The 14,429-nt window shown below is 73.0% G+C and carries 10 protein-coding genes; 8 read left to right on the top strand and 2 right to left on the bottom strand.

Annotation, left to right across the window (positions count from 1 at the left end; genetic code table 11):
- Positions 1-200 precede the first annotated feature (200 nt).
- From AB0A94_RS16445 to AB0A94_RS16420, 6 genes are all read left to right on the top strand, one after another.
- A complete protein-coding gene (locus AB0A94_RS16445) occupies positions 201-1,310 on the top strand; it encodes a substrate-binding domain-containing protein (RefSeq protein WP_361744798.1) in 1,110 nt (369 codons plus the stop codon).
- Positions 1,311-1,429: 119 nt separating this feature from the next.
- Complete coding sequence (locus tag AB0A94_RS16440) at positions 1,430-2,761, top strand: sugar ABC transporter substrate-binding protein (protein WP_361744796.1); 1,332 nt, start codon at positions 1,430-1,432, stop codon at positions 2,759-2,761.
- 25 nt (positions 2,762-2,786) lie between these two features.
- On the top strand, positions 2,787-3,776 hold the full coding sequence (locus tag AB0A94_RS16435) for a sugar ABC transporter permease (protein WP_361744794.1): 990 nt from the start codon (positions 2,787-2,789) through the stop codon (positions 3,774-3,776).
- Complete coding sequence (locus AB0A94_RS16430) at positions 3,773-4,636, top strand: carbohydrate ABC transporter permease (protein ID WP_361744792.1); 864 nt, start codon at positions 3,773-3,775, stop codon at positions 4,634-4,636. The genes AB0A94_RS16435 and AB0A94_RS16430 overlap by 4 nt, the downstream gene beginning before the upstream one ends.
- 31 nt (positions 4,637-4,667) lie before the next feature.
- Positions 4,668-5,693, top strand: a complete 1,026-nt coding sequence (locus AB0A94_RS16425) for a hydroxyacid dehydrogenase (RefSeq protein ID WP_361744790.1) — start codon at positions 4,668-4,670, stop codon at positions 5,691-5,693.
- Entirely contained in the window at positions 5,690-7,588 is a 1,899-nt protein-coding gene (locus AB0A94_RS16420; protein ID WP_361744788.1) for a DUF2264 domain-containing protein, read from the top strand. Before AB0A94_RS16425 ends, AB0A94_RS16420 begins: the two co-directional genes overlap by 4 nt.
- 17 nt (positions 7,589-7,605) lie before the next feature.
- On the opposite strand, the gene AB0A94_RS16415 is transcribed toward AB0A94_RS16420, so the two are convergent.
- Positions 7,606-8,373, bottom strand: coding sequence for a hypothetical protein (locus tag AB0A94_RS16415; protein ID WP_361744786.1), 768 nt, complete (start codon positions 8,371-8,373; stop codon positions 7,606-7,608).
- A gap of 304 nt (positions 8,374-8,677) precedes the next feature.
- Between AB0A94_RS16415 and AB0A94_RS16410 the strand changes: the two genes are divergently transcribed.
- Together AB0A94_RS16410 and AB0A94_RS16405 are read left to right on the top strand one after the other, a co-directional pair.
- Positions 8,678-12,061: a CARDB domain-containing protein gene (locus AB0A94_RS16410; protein ID WP_361744784.1), complete on the top strand. Its 3,384-nt coding sequence runs from the start codon at positions 8,678-8,680 to the stop codon at positions 12,059-12,061.
- A 173-nt stretch (positions 12,062-12,234) separates the two neighbouring features.
- The gene (locus AB0A94_RS16405) at positions 12,235-13,116 is read left to right on the top strand and encodes a L,D-transpeptidase family protein (RefSeq protein ID WP_361744782.1); all 882 of its coding nucleotides are present in this window, start codon (positions 12,235-12,237) and stop codon (positions 13,114-13,116) included.
- A 266-nt stretch (positions 13,117-13,382) separates the two neighbouring features.
- Here the strand turns inward: AB0A94_RS16405 and AB0A94_RS16400 are convergent, their stop codons facing one another.
- Positions 13,383-14,387, bottom strand: coding sequence for an MASE1 domain-containing protein (locus tag AB0A94_RS16400; protein WP_361744780.1), 1,005 nt, complete (start codon positions 14,385-14,387; stop codon positions 13,383-13,385).
- Between the last annotated feature and the right edge of the window lie 42 nt (positions 14,388-14,429).

Raw genomic sequence — 14,429 nt, 5'->3', positions numbered from 1 at the left:
GGTCCCGGTGTCCTGTCCGGTCGTCGGGGTGACGGACCAGGAACGGAGGACACCGGGCGGGAGATCCTGATCGTCGGCGGCGGTCACGCGGGCCTCTCCACCGCGCGGGGCCCGGCCGGACGGCCAAGGCCCGGAGCGGCTGACGATCGTTATGATGCCCGTATCGTTCAAACGAACATTCAGGTGCGGGGAGGGGCCTCATGCGGGAGCCGGTCGAGCTCAGGAGGCAGCGGATCCTGGCGGCCGTCGAGTCCCGGGGTTCGGCGCGGGTGAGCGACCTCGCCGCCGAACTCCAGGTGTCGGTGGTGACGGTGCGGCGGGACGTGGAGGAGCTGGCCCGCGAGGGCCGGCTGCGGCGCGGCCACGGCGTCGTGCGCTCCGCCCTCGCCGCCCAGGACCTGTCGGCCGCCCCGGCGCCGGACGGCGAGGCGGTGGCCGTCGTCGTCCCGGAGCGGCACAGCTACCTGTACGAGTCGCTGCACGGCGCCCGCTCGGTGCTCGAGGCGGCCGGCAAGCGGATCGCGCTGCACATCGCGCCGCAGGTGGCCGGCGCCGAGCGGCCGCTGGTGGAACGGGCCCTCGCGGACGGCGCCGCGGGCCTGCTGCTGGCCCCCCGCTGGCGCACCCGGGCCGACGAGGAGGGCGACTACGGCTGGCTCGCCGCGCTGGACGTGCCCGCGGTCCTGATGGAGCGGCGCCCCCGGCCGGGCGGCGCGCTGCACGCGATGGACTCGGTCTGCTCCGACCACGCCTACGGCGTCCATCTCGCCGTGCAGCACCTGGTGGGGCTCGGCCACCGGCGGATCGTGTTCGCCACCCGCGACGACAGCCCCACCGCGCGCACCCTGCGGTCCGCGTGCGCCCGGATCGCAGGCGCGCATCCGCTGGTGGAGGAGTGGGCGTGGACGTTGTGCGCCCCGGAGGCCGGTCACGACGGCCCGTACACGGCCCGGGAGACGGCGGAGCTGCCCGCGCTGCTGAGCGAGGTGGGGGCCACGGCGGCGGTGCTGCACGGGGACGTGGACGCGCTGATGCTCGTACAGCGGCTGGCGGACAGCGGCGTACGGGTGCCGGAGGACTGCTCGGTCGTGGCGTACGACGACGTGGTGGCCGGGCTCGGGACCCCGCCGCTGACGGCCGTCGCCCCGCCCAAGGCCGACGTCGGCCGGGCCGCGGCGGAGCTGCTGCTCCAGCGGCTCGCCGCACCGCACGGCGCCGGGGGACCGGTGCGGCGGACCGAACTGCTGCCGGCGCTGAGGGTGCGCGGATCGACCCGGGCGTGGGCCGGCACAGCCGGACAACACGGATGAGCGTTTGAACGTTTCATTTTCTTCTGATCGATCTATTGACCGTTTGCCGGTCGCGCGTTGAGGATTCCCGTGTCCCGAACAGCCGTGTCCCCGGACACGCAGGAGCCGCGGGAGGCACCATGCCCGGACGACCCAGTCGTCGCTCCGTGCTCGCCGCGACGGCCGCCGTACCGCTGACAGGAGCCGTGAGCGCCTGCAGCGGGGAGAACGGTGCCCCGTCGGCGCGCACGGGCACCACCACGCGCATCACCTTCTGGTCCGCCCTGCGCGGCAGCCAGGAGGTGGTCGACGCGTTCAACCGCACCCACCGGACCGTCCGGGTGGAGTTCCAGCAGATCCCCTCCGGCGGGCAGGGCGGCTACGCCAAGCTGAGCAACGCCGCCCGGGCCGGCAACGCCCCCGACGTCGCCACCATCGAATACCCGCAGGTCCCCGGGTACGCCATCGACGGCGTCGCCCGCGACATCACCGACCTGGTCGGCGAGCGCCTGCGCCGCAAGCTGCTGCCGCAGGCGCTCGGGCTGACCACCTTCGAGGGCCGGGTGTTCAGCGTGCCGCTGGACGTCGAGCCGATGGTGATGCACTACCGCGCCGACCTGTTCGACCGGTACGGGCTGCGGGTCGCCCGCACCTGGGACGAGTACGCCGAGCAGGCCGCGACCGTCCGCCGCGAAGCCCCCGACCGGCGGCTGGTGCTGTTCCCCACCGACGGCATGACCCAGTTCGCCGCGTACGCCTGGCAGGCCGGCGCCCGATGGTTCGACACCTCGCGCGGCGCCTGGAACGTCTCCCTCGCGGACGCGCCCTCGCGGAAGGTCGCCGACTACTGGCAGCGGCTCATCGACCGCGAGGACGTCTTCGTCAACGCCGTCGAGAGCCGTCAGTCCGACGCCCAGATCGGAGGCGGCCTGGTCCTCACCCGACTCAGCGGCGCCTGGGACGCCGGCGCGCAGATGAACGCGCGGCCGGGACAGAAGGGACAGTGGCGGATCGCGCCGCTGCCGCAGTGGGACACCGGCAGCCCCTCCGTCGGCACGCACGGCGGCTCGACCTTCGCGGTCACCAAGGACAGCCGGCATCCCGAGGCCGCCATGGAGTTCATCGAGTGGCAGGTCTCCCACCCCGACGCCCTGCGCGCCCGCCTGTCCAGCGGCACCAGCAGCCAGTACCCGGCCGCGCCCGGCCTGGTCGCGGTGGGCCGCGACGCGTTCGACCGCTCGTACTACGGCGGGCAGGACATCTACGGCCTGTTCGAGCAGGAGGCCGGGAAGATCGGCGAGAACTGGCTCTGGGGACCGCGGATGAGCGCGACGCAGAAGGTCATGCAGGACGCCTTCGCCCGCGTCGGCGGCGGCCGGGGCACCCTCGTCGAGTCCCTGCGCACCGCCCAGGAGGGCACCATGCCCGACCTGAGGGCCCTCGGCCTGTCCACCACCCAGCACAGCACCTGAGCCGACGAAAGGCAGGTGACACCCCATGACCACGACCACCCGCACCCGGGGGCCGGGCGGTGCTTCCCGCGCCGGTGCCCCGGCCCCCTCCGCGTCGGGTCCGCGTGCCCGCAGAGCGGCCAGGCGCCGCCGGCTGACCGCCGCGGGCGTCCTGATGACGCCGTTCTTCGCCCTGCTGGTCACCGTCTTCCTGATCCCCGTCGGCACGGCCGTGTACCTCAGCTTCTACAGCGACGACCAGCCCGGCCTCGGCTTCGGCCCCGAGCGCACCGTCTTCGTGGGCCTGCGCTCCTACGCCGCCGTCCTGACCGACCCGACCTTCCTCGGCGGGCTCGGCACGGTCGCCCTGTACTGCCTGATCTACATCCCGCTCATGGTCGTCGGCGCGCTCGCCCTCGCCCTGCTGCTGGACTCCGGCGTGGTCCGGCTGCGCGCCTTCGCCCAGCTCGGCCTGTTCCTGCCGCACGCGGTGCCCGGCATCATCGCGGCGCTGATCTGGCTGTACCTGTACACGCCCGGCATCAGCCCGGTCATCGAGCTGTTCGCCCAGGGCGACATCACGATCGACTTCCTCGGCGTGCACACGGTGATCCCGTCCATCGTGAACATCGCGCTGTGGAGCAACCTCGGCTACAACATGGTGGTCTTCTACGCCGCACTGCAGGCCGTGCCCCGCGAGGTGATCGAGGCGTCCGTGGTGGACGGCGCGGGACCGGTGCGCACCGCGCTCCAGGTCAAGACACCGCTGGTGCGCGCCTCCATCGTCATGGTGGCGATCTTCACCCTGATCTGGGCGCTCCAGCTCTTCACCGAGCCGATGCTGCTCAACCAGTCGTCGCCGATGATCAACTCGCGGTTCTCGCCGAGCATGTACATCTACGACGCGGCCTTCACCCGCAACAACTACAGCCTCGCGGCGGCCGCCTCGGTCGTCCTGCTCGTCTGCACCATCGCCCTGTCCTACGGCGTCACCCGCTTCACCAGCCGCGCCGACGTCTCCCGGGAGGCCCGATGAGCGCCGCCGACAGCTCCCCGCTCCGCCCGAGGCTGCTGGGCCGCGCCACCGTCAACGTGGTCGTCGCGGTCTCCGTGCTCTACACGCTGCTGCCGGTGCTGTGGCTGGTGCTGGCAGCCTCGAAGAACCGCGACGCGCTGTTCGGCAGCGACCTGCTGTCCCTGAGCGACTTCTCCTTCCTGCGGAACCTCGAGGACCTGTTCGCCATGGACGGCGGCCTGTACGGCCGCTGGTACGTCAACAGCCTGCTGTACGCGGTCCTCGGCGCCGCCCTCGGCGCGCTGGTCAGCGTGGCCTGCGGCTACGCCTTCGACAAGTACCGCTTCCGGCACAAGGAGAAGCTGTTCGGCCTGGTCCTGGCGGCGGTCATGGTGCCGCAGACGGTGCTCGCGCTGCCGCTGTACCTGATGGCCTCCGGGGCCGGCCTGGTCAACACCTTCTGGGCGGTGTTCGTCCCGGTGCTGTTCAACCCCTTCGGCGTCTACCTCGGCCGCGTCTTCGCGCGGGGCTACGTGCCCGACGAGGTGCTGGAGGCGGCCCGCGTGGACGGGGCCGGCGAGCTGACCACCTACGTCCGGGTGGCGTTCAGGATGCTCGGCCCCGGCCTGGTCACCGTCTTCCTCTTCCAGCTGACCGCGATCTGGAACAACTTCTTCCTGCCCATGGTGATGCTGTCCGACCAGGACCTGTATCCCGTCAGCCTCGGCCTGTACCAGTGGAACAGCTCCGCGTCCGTCTCGCCGGAGTACTACCCCGTCGTCATCATGGGGTCCCTGCTCGCCGTGCTGCCGCTCATCCTCGCCTTCACCCTGCTCCAGCGCTTCTGGCGCAGCGGTCTGACCGCCGGTGCCGTGAAGTGACCCCGCCCGCACAAGGAGTTCCGCCGCCACCATGACCGAGTCCACGCCCGGCCCCCGCCCCCGCGCCGCACTGGCCATGTCCCCGGACGTCGCCTCGGCGGTCCTCGACGACGAGTCGCTCGCGGCCCTCGCCGCGCTGTGCGACCTCGCACCGCTCCCGGTCCTGGACGACCTGACCACGCCCCGCGCCCGCACCGTGCTCGCCGACGTCGACCTGCTGGTCACCGGCTGGGGCTGCCCGCCCCTGGACGCGGACGTCCTGCGCGCGGCGCCCCGGCTGCGGGCCGTCGTGCACACCGCGGGCAGCGTACGCGGCCATGTCACCGACGCCTGCTGGGAACGCGGCGTCGAGGTGTCCTCCGCCGCCGCGGCCAACGCCGTCCCGGTCGCCGAGTACACCCTCGCCATGATCCTGCTCACCGCCAAGCGGGCCCTGGAGAGCGCGCGCGACTACCGCGCCTCCCGTACCCGGCCGGACTGGCTGCGCACCTCCCGCTCGGTCGGCAGCCACCGCCGCACCGTCGGCGTCCTGTCGGCCTCCCTCATCGGCCGCCGGGTCATCGACCTGCTGCGCCCGCACGACGTCGACGTGCTGCTGTACGACCCGTTCGTCGACGAGGCCGGGGCGAAGGAACTGGGCGTCGAGCGCGTGGGGCTGGCGGAACTGTTCCGGCGCGGCGACACGGTCAGCGTGCACACCCCGCTGCTGCCCGAGACCCGCGGCCTGGTCGACCGTGAACTGATCGACTCCATGCGCCCCGACGCCGTACTGATCAACACCGCGCGCGGCGCGGTCGTCGACCAGGAGGCGCTCACCGACGCCGCGCTGGCCGGCCGCATCCGCGCCGTGCTCGACGTGACCGATCCCGAAGTCCTGCCGCCCGAACACCCGTTGTGGGAGTGCGACAACGTCCTCCTCACCCCCCACCTCGCCGGCTCCCAGGGCAACGAGTGGCGCCGGCTGGCCGATCTCGCCCTCTCCGAGATCGCGCGCTGGACCTCCGGCGAGGGCTTCCTCCACCCCGTACGACGCGAAAGGCTGGCCTTCCTGGCATGAGCGACCCCTTCGAACTGCCCGCCGACGACCACGACATCAGCCCCCGCACCGGTTACACCCGCGCCCACTGGGAAGCCGTGGCGGATGGGCTCCTCACGGCGGCCTGGCGCTGGAGCACCCCCGGCTGCGCGCTGCTGGACCTGCCGGGACGCCCCTCCCGCTCGGGAGTGCGCTCCGACGGACTCGAGGGCTACGCCAGGACGTTCCTCGCCGCCGCCTTCCGCGTCGCGGGCGCGGACGGGGACGACCCGCACGGCCTGCTGGAGCGGTACGCGAGCGGACTCGCCGCCGGCACCCGCACCCCGGGCCGCGACGACACCGAGTCCTGGCCGCTGATCCTCGACCACGACGTGCAGGGCCAGCCGATGGTCGAGTCGGCGTCCGTCGCGCTCGGCCTGCGGCTGACCGCGCCCTGGCTGTGGAAGCGGCTCGACGCCGGTGTGCAGGACCGGGCGGAGGAGTGGCTGCGCGGGGCGCTGCGGCACACCCCGGCGCCCAACAACTGGTACCTCTTCCCGTACACGGTGGCCGGGTTCCTGGAGTCCGTCGGACGCGGCGACGCCGAGACGGCGGCGGCCCGGCGGCGGGCGCTGGACCTGCTGGAGAGCTGGTACCGGGGCGACGGCTGGTACGCCGACGGGGACGGACGCGCCTTCGACCACTACAACGGCTGGGCCCTGCACCTGTACCCGGTCCTCGACGCCCACCTCGCGGGCGACGAGGGGGCGTCGGCCCACCACGGCGAACGGCTCCGCGCCCACCTGGAGGGCTACGCCCTGATGTTCGGCGCGGACGGGGCGCCGCTGCACTTCGGCCGGTCGCTGACGTACCGCTTCGCCGCCTCGGCGGCCGTCTCGCTGGGCGCCGTCACCGGCCACACCCCGCTGACCCCGGGCGCCTCCCGCCGCATCGCCAGCGGCAGCCTGCGCCACTTCCTGGACCGGGGCGCGCTGACCGCCGACGGACTGCTGGGCCTGGGCTGGTACGGCCCGCACGAGGCCGGTCTGCAGGGCTACTCCGGCCCGGCGTCACCGTACTGGGCGTCGAAGGCGTTCGTCGCGCTGCTCGCCCCCGCCGGCCACGCGTTCTGGACGGCCCGCGAGGAGCCGGCACCGGTGGAGGAGTCCGACCGCGTACTGGCGCTGCCGGCGCCGGGGCTGCTCGTCCAGGCGACGCGGGCCGACGGGATCGTACGGCTGCACAACCACGGCAGCGACCACGTGCGCCCGCACGAGGGCGAGACGGCGGACGGGGACGACCCGCACTACGGGCGCCAGGCCTACTCCACCCGCACCGGCCCCACCGCACCGGGGAACGTCGCCGACAACCACCTGTCGGTGGAGACCGGTGGCCGGCACAGTGTGCGCCGCCGCATCCACCCCCTGGGCGCGGGGCACGGCGACGGCTGGGGCTGGGCGGCCTCGTGGCACCGCCCCGTGTTCGCCGGCGGTCCGCCGATGGTCCCGGGCCTGCGGGTGGAGAGCGTGACGGTGGCGCGCGGCCGTCACGAACTGCGCGTGCACCGCGTGGTGGGGGCGCCGGAGGGGGCCCGGCTCACCCACACCGGCTGGGCCACCGGCCCCGAGGAGCCGCTGGTCTCCGCCCTGTACGGCCTGTACGGCTGGGACGACCCGTCCCCCGGCCCGGTCCGCGCCCCCCAGGGCACGGCCTGGACCCGCTGGGCCCGCGTCCCGCGCCTCACCGGCAGTTGTGCGGGCACTTCCGTGCACGTCGGTCTGGCCTCCCTCACGGCGGACGCGGACGCCGCGCCCCTGCCGGAGGCGGTCGAGGAGGTCCGGGTGGACGACGGGGCGGTCGAGGTCGTCTGGGCCGGCGGCACGGCCCGTACCCGGATCACCTTCGAGCCGGTGGAGGTGCGTCACACGGAGCGGTGAGCGGCCGGGACGCGACGTCAGGACCGCGCGTCGTCGTCGCTCTTCGGGGCCTGCTCGGCGCTGTCGGGCGTGGTGTAGAAGACCGATGAGCCCTGCTTGGTGCGCTGGGCCTGGTTGCGGGCGACGAGGCCCTCCAGGGTGCTGCGCACGACCGTGGTCTTGATGGCGCGCTCGGGGTGGGCCTGCCCGAGCGCGCCGGCGACCTCCGCCGCCGAGCGGGGCTCGTTCTGCTCCTCCAGGTGCCGGCGGACGAGCTCGACCAGCTTGGGGCCGTCCGTCTTGGGCCTCTCCGTCTTGGGCTTCTCCGTCTTGGGCCTCTCCGTCTTCGCGGCGGGCGGCTTGCGCGTGGACTTCCCTGATGAGGCGGACTTCCCCGACGCGGTGCGCGCGGCCGTCTTCCTCGCCCGCTTCGGCTTCTCCTCGTTCGACGTGGCCGCCGGCCGGGCCCCGCCCTTCTTGCGCGGCGCCGGCACGGTCGCACCGCCCGGCGCCGTGTCGGCCTCCGGTGCCTCCACGGCCTCCGGCGTGTTCACCGGCTGCGAGGTGCTCACGGCCACGGGCTCGGGCGTGCCCACGGCCTCGGCGGGCGCCGAGGCGAGGCCCAGCGCCTGCCGCATGTTCACCAGGAGGGTGTGGTCGTGCTGAAGCACGGTCAACTGCTCCTGCAGCGCCGCGATCTCCGCGGTGACTCGCTCCTGCTCCTTGACGTTGCGCTCGAGATCACCCGCGACCTGAGCGGAGTACTGCGATGTGAGGTCGGTGGCCGCGGTCGAGTTCTCGGACATGGCGGTGCCCCTTTCTGCCTGTTGGTTCCCCCGGTGGCCAGCCATGGTACGGCCGAGTGCGGTTGACCGTTTCTTCTGCGCGGTCACCGGTTGACGTTCTCACGCGGCGCGAGGGGCGGCGCGGCCCTCGAGGACGTTGTGTGCACGCCATTGACAAGAGGGGCGCGAGCCGGAAGCTTCAATCCGGAAGTCGCAAGAAATGAACTCCCCCGCGCAAAATCCATACTTGACCATGGCAATCCGTGGCAGGAGCACCGATTGTCCGGTTGGTCACCCCCAGCACCCGCCGTGGAACGAGGACTTCATGAGACGGAAGCGTTTCGGCTCACGGACGATCACCGGCCTGCTCCTGGCCGGCCTGGTCGCCGTCGGCCTCCAACCCGGTACGGCCACCGCCGCGTCGAAAGCGGTCCGTGGCCCCAACCTGGCGCTCGGCAAGAGCGTCACGGCCGGCGGCTCCCACGCCGGCCATCCCGCCGCCCAGGTGACCGACGGCAGCCGGCTGAGCTACTGGGAGGGCCCGGCAGGGGCCTTCCCGCAGTGGATCCGCGTCGACCTCGGTGGCACCGTCGAGGCCGAGCAGGTGGTCCTCGAGCTGCCCACCGCCTGGGAGGCCCGCACCCAGACCTTCTCCGTCGAGGGCAGCACCGACGGCTCCACCTTCACCACGCTGTCCGGTTCCGCCACCCACCGCTTCGACCCCGACGGCGGCAACACGGTCACCGTCGGCTTCCCCGCCCGCGACGTGCGCCACATCCGCGTCCGGGTGAGCGCCAACACCGGTTGGAACGCCGCCCAGTTGTCGGAGATCGAGGTCTACGGCGGTGACGACGGCGGCAACCCGGAGGGACCGCCGGCCGACGGCACCGACCTGGCGCTCGGCAAACCGGTCGAAGCCTCCTCCACAATTCACTCGTTCGTGGCGGCCAACGCCAACGACGGGCGGCTGGACACCTACTGGGAGTCCACCGGCCACCCCGCCACCCTCACGGTCGACCTGGGTGCCGACGCTGACCTCGACGCGGTCGTGGTCAAGCTCAACCCCGAGGCGGCCTGGGCGAAACGGACCCAGAGCATCGAGGTCCTCGCACGCGAGCGGGCGTCGGGCACCTTCACCTCGATCAAGGCCCGCGCCGACCACACCTTCGACCCCGGCGCGGGCGGCAACACCGTCACCATCCCGGTCACCGGCCGCCACGCCGAGGTGCGGCTGAGGTTCACGCACAACACCAGCGGATACGGCGCCCAGGTGGCCGAGTTGCAGGTCGTCGGCACCGCCGCCCCCCACCCCGACCTGGTCGTCCCCGACCTCTCGTGGACGCCCGCGTCGCCCACCGAGACGGACGCCGTCACCGTCCGCGCGACCGTGCGCAACGCGGGGACGGCCGCGTCCGCCGCCGTCACCGTCGACGTCAGCCTGGAGGGCACCGTCGCGGGCAGCGCCCCCGTCGGAGCGCTCGCCGCGGGAGCCTCCACGACCGTCTCCGTGGACGTCGGCAGGCGCGCCCGGGGCAGTCACACCGTGTCCGCCGTGGTCGACCCCACCGACACCGTCCCCGAGCAGGACGACACCAACAACAGCCGCACCGCGACCGACAAGCTGACCGTCGCGCAGAGCCCGGGCCCCGACCTGGAGGTCCGGAGCATCAGGACCGACCCGGCGAACCCCGCCACGGGCGCGCCGGTGTCCTTCACCGTCTCCGTGCACAACCGGGGCACCTCACCGGCCCCCGCCGGCTCCGTGACCCGTCTCGCCGTCGGCGGCACAACCCTCGACGGAACGACGGGGACGATCGCCGCGGGCGCCACCGCCGAGGTCGCCGTCGACGGCGCCTGGACCGCCACCGCCGGCGCGAGCCTCCTCACCGCCACCGCGGACGCCACGGACACCGTCGACGAGACCGACGAGGACAACAACGTCCTCACCCGCCCGATCGTGGTCGGCCGCGGCGCCGCCGTGCCGTACACCGAGTACGAGGCGGAGGACGGCACGTACCGGGGCACCCTCCTCACCGCCGACGCCAAGCGGACCTTCGGCCACACCAACTTCGCCACCGAGTCCTCCGGACGCGAGTCGGTCCGCCTCGACTCCACCGGCCAGTACGTCCAGTTCACCTCCAGCGGCCCGACCAACTCGATCGTCGTACGCAACTCCGTCCCGGACGCCCCGGGCGGGGGAGGCGCCGAGGCCACCCTCAGCCTCTACGCCGACGGCGAGTTCGTGCGGAAGATCGGCCTCAGCTCCAAGCACAGCTGGCTGTACGGCGACACCGACGCCCCCGAGGGACTCACCAACACCCCGCAGGGCGACGCCCGCCGCCTGTTCGACGAGTCCCACGCGCTGCTCGGCGCGACCTACCCGGCGGGCACCGTCTTCCGGCTGCAGCGCGACGCCGGTGACACCGCCGCCTTCCACGTCGTCGACCTGGTCGACCTGGAGCAGGTGGCCCCGCCCGCCGACAAGCCCGCCGGATGCATCTCCATCACGGAGTACGGCGCCGTTCCCAACGACGGCATCGACGACACCGACGCCCTCCAGCGCGCCGTGACCGCCGACCAGAACGGGCGGATCGACTGCGTGTGGATCCCACCGGGCCAGTGGCGCCAGGAGCAGAAGATCCTCACGGACGACCCGCTGAACCGCGGCCAGTACAACCAGGTCGGCATCCGCGACGTCACCGTCCGCGGCGCCGGCATGTGGCACTCCCAGCTCCACACGCTGACGCCACCGCACCAGGCGGGCGGCATCAACCACCCGCACGAGGGAAACTTCGGCTTCGACATCGACGACAACACCCGGATCTCGGACATCGCGATCTTCGGCTCGGGCACCATCCGCGGCGGCGACGGCGGAGCCGAGGGCGGGGTCGGCCTCAACGGCCGGTTCGGCAAGAACACGAAGATCAGCAATGTGTGGATCGAACACGCCAACGTCGGGGTCTGGGTGGGCCGCGACCACAGCAACATCCCCGAACTGTGGGGCCCGGCCGACGGACTGCGCTTCAGCGGCATGCGGATCCGCGACACCTACGCGGACGGCATCAACCTCGCCAACGGAACACGCAATTCCGAGGTGGAGAACTCGTCGTTCCGCAACACCGGCGACGACGCGCTCGCCGTCTGGGCGAGCAAGTACGTCAAGGACCCGTCGGTCGACATCGGCCACGACAACCACTTCCGCAACAACACCGTCCAACTGCCCTGGCGCGCCAACGGCATCGCGATCTACGGAGGCCACGGCAACACCATCGAGAGCAACCTCGTCCAGGACACGATGAACTACCCGGGCATCATGCTGGCGACCGACCACGACCCCCTGCCCTTCTCCGGGCGGACGCTCATCGCCGACAACGGCCTGTACCGCACCGGTGGTGCCTTCTGGAACGAGGACCAGGAGTTCGGGGCGATCACCCTGTTCGCCCAGGGCCCGGACATCCCGGGTGTGGTCATCCGGGACACCGACATCCACGACTCCACCTACGACGGCATCCAGTTCAAGTCGGGCGGGGGAGCGGTGCCGGACGCCCGGATCACGGGCGTCACCATCGACAGGTCCAACAACGGGTCCGGCATCCTCGCCATGGGCGGCGCCCGCGGCAGCGCCACGCTCACGGACGTCACCATCACCGGTTCGGCCGAAGGGGACGTGCTGATCGAACCCGGCTCGCAGTTCGTGATCAACCGGTAGCGCCACCCCCGCGCGCCGCTCCGTCCGGCGGGCCCGTACTCCACCCGGAGTGCGGGCCCGTCACCCGGACGGACGCTCTCCCGCGCTCCTCCCGGGCAGCGCAGATGGGGGACTTCGGCGGACTCGCGCGGGGAGCTGACGCGATTCCGGGAAGTCGAAGTCAGGCTGGGGACATGGCTTCATCGATCGACTGCCCGCCCCGTCCGCGGCACCGTGCTCCGTACCGTGCCGGGCGGCGGGCCGGTGCCTCTCTCCGTGTGCGCGGCCGGGCGGCGTGGGCGGCGGCCGCCCTCGTCGTGCTGGCGGCGCTGAGCGGATGCGGAGCGGGCACCGGAACCACGACGCGGGACGTCCCGGCGGCCGGCGCGCCCGGCACGGCCCGCACCGCGCCGGGCACCGCCGACACCGCGCCCGGCACCGCCAACACCGCACAGGGCCGGCCCGGTACCGGGGCGGAGACACGACCGCTCACCCGGATCCCCGGCCTCGGCCCCCGGACCCGGGCGTGGATTCCCGCGAACGCCCGCCAGGTGGTCGTCGTCACCGGCCGCCACAAGGACGCCAACCGCTCCCGGGCCGTGCTGTACCAGCACACCGGCTCAGGATGGGAGGGCGGCCCGGCATGGCCCGCGCACAACGCCCTCAGGGGCTGGACCGACGACCACCGGGCGGGCGACCTCCGCTCGCCCATCGGCGTGTTCACCCTCACCGACGCCGGGGGGCTGCTGCCCGATCCCGGCACCGAGCTGCCGTACGACCGGTCGGAAGGGTTCACGGCTGCGGGCACCGGCTTCGAGGGCGAACCGCTGGAAGGCTCCTTCGACTACGTCATCGCCATCGACTACAACCGCGTGCCGGGCACGTCCCCGCTGGACCGGACCCGTCCGCTCGGTGCCGACCGGGGCGGCGGCATCTGGCTGCACGTCGACCACCAGGGGCCCACCCAGGGCTGCGTCAGCCTCTCGGAGCGCCACATGGAGGAACTCCTGCGCACCCTCGACCCGGACCGGCATCCGGTGATCGTCATGGGCGACGCGGACTCCCTGGGCGAGTGAGCGGCCCGCCCGGCCGCGCGGGCGAACGACCCGGGACGGCAGGGGAGTCGGCGTACTCGGACGCGCTCGGCACGTTGTGTTCGCCCCTGCCGCCCCTTTCCGTCCCGACCCCGGGCTCCGCCCCGGACCCCGCTCCTCAAACGCCGGAGGGGCTGATTCCAGCCTGTCCGGCGTTTGAGGACGAGGCCCGTTCAGGGCCGAAAGGGGGTCCGGGGGGCGCAGCCCTCCAGGGCCGGGACGGGAAGGGGCGGCGGGGGCGAGGAAGGTCAGTCCGTGTTCCGCGGCCGTCCGCCCTCGTCCCGCGAGGGCCGCGCCGCCGCTTCCCCCGCCGTCAGATGCTCCAGCACCTCGACCAACTCCTGACAGGCCCGCTCCACGGAGCGCCGGGTGTTGCGCTGCTCCGTGATCACCGCGGAGAGCAGCAGCGCGGTCAGGGCCAGCGCCCCGTTGAACGCGTGAAGGTTGACCAGGACCTCCACCTCGGTCAGGTGCTCGAACGGTCCGACGTGGTCGGTCGCCGCGACGGTGGCCATGACGGACGCGAACAGGGCGCACACCATGCTGCCCCCGAGCTGGAACCGCAGGGCCGCCCAGATCAGCAGCGGGTAGATGACGAACAGCAGACTGGCCCGGCTGTACGTCGCCAGCGGCACGAGGCAGCCCGCGATCACCGCCAGACCCACCGCCTCCCGCCACCTCGACCAGCGCACCGGCGCGCGCACGCGGTACAGCAGGAGCAGCAGCGGGGCGACGAGCAGCACGCCCATCGCGTCGCCCACCCACCATGCCAGTCCCACCCGCCAGACGTCGCGCGCCGGCAGGTCGCCCGTGGCGACGAGGAGGCCGGCGCCGATGGCCGAGCTGATGAGCATGGCCGCGAAGGCGCCGAGGAACACCAGATGGAGACAGTCCCGCACTCGGGTGAGATCGGTGCGGAAGCCCACCCCGCGCAGCAGGAGACAGCCGCACACCGGGGCGGCGGTGCTGCCGACGAGGACGCCCAGCGAGGACGGCCGCAGCGAGGTGAGGTGCAGGAGGACCAGCAGGGCGCCGAGTGCGATGCCCACCCAGCAGCGCAGCCCGAAGATCAGCAGACAGGCGACGGCCACGCCCGTCGGCAGCCAGATGGGCGAGACCACCGCACCGTCGATGTGGAGCTCGCGCAGCAGCCCCAGTCGTCCCCCCGCGTAGTAGCAGGCGGCGACGGCCAGCGTCTCCAGCACGAAGACGGCCGGTGCGCGAAGATCCTGGCGGGCCACCACACGAGCCATCAGACACCGAGGCCGCCGCGTCGGCGAGGTGGGACGCGCGGG

The sequence above is a fragment of the Streptomyces sp. NPDC044984 genome, assembly GCF_040646935.1.
GTDB lineage: Bacteria > Actinomycetota > Actinomycetes > Streptomycetales > Streptomycetaceae > Streptomyces.
This window is presented reverse-complemented; position numbering and strand designations above follow the sequence as displayed.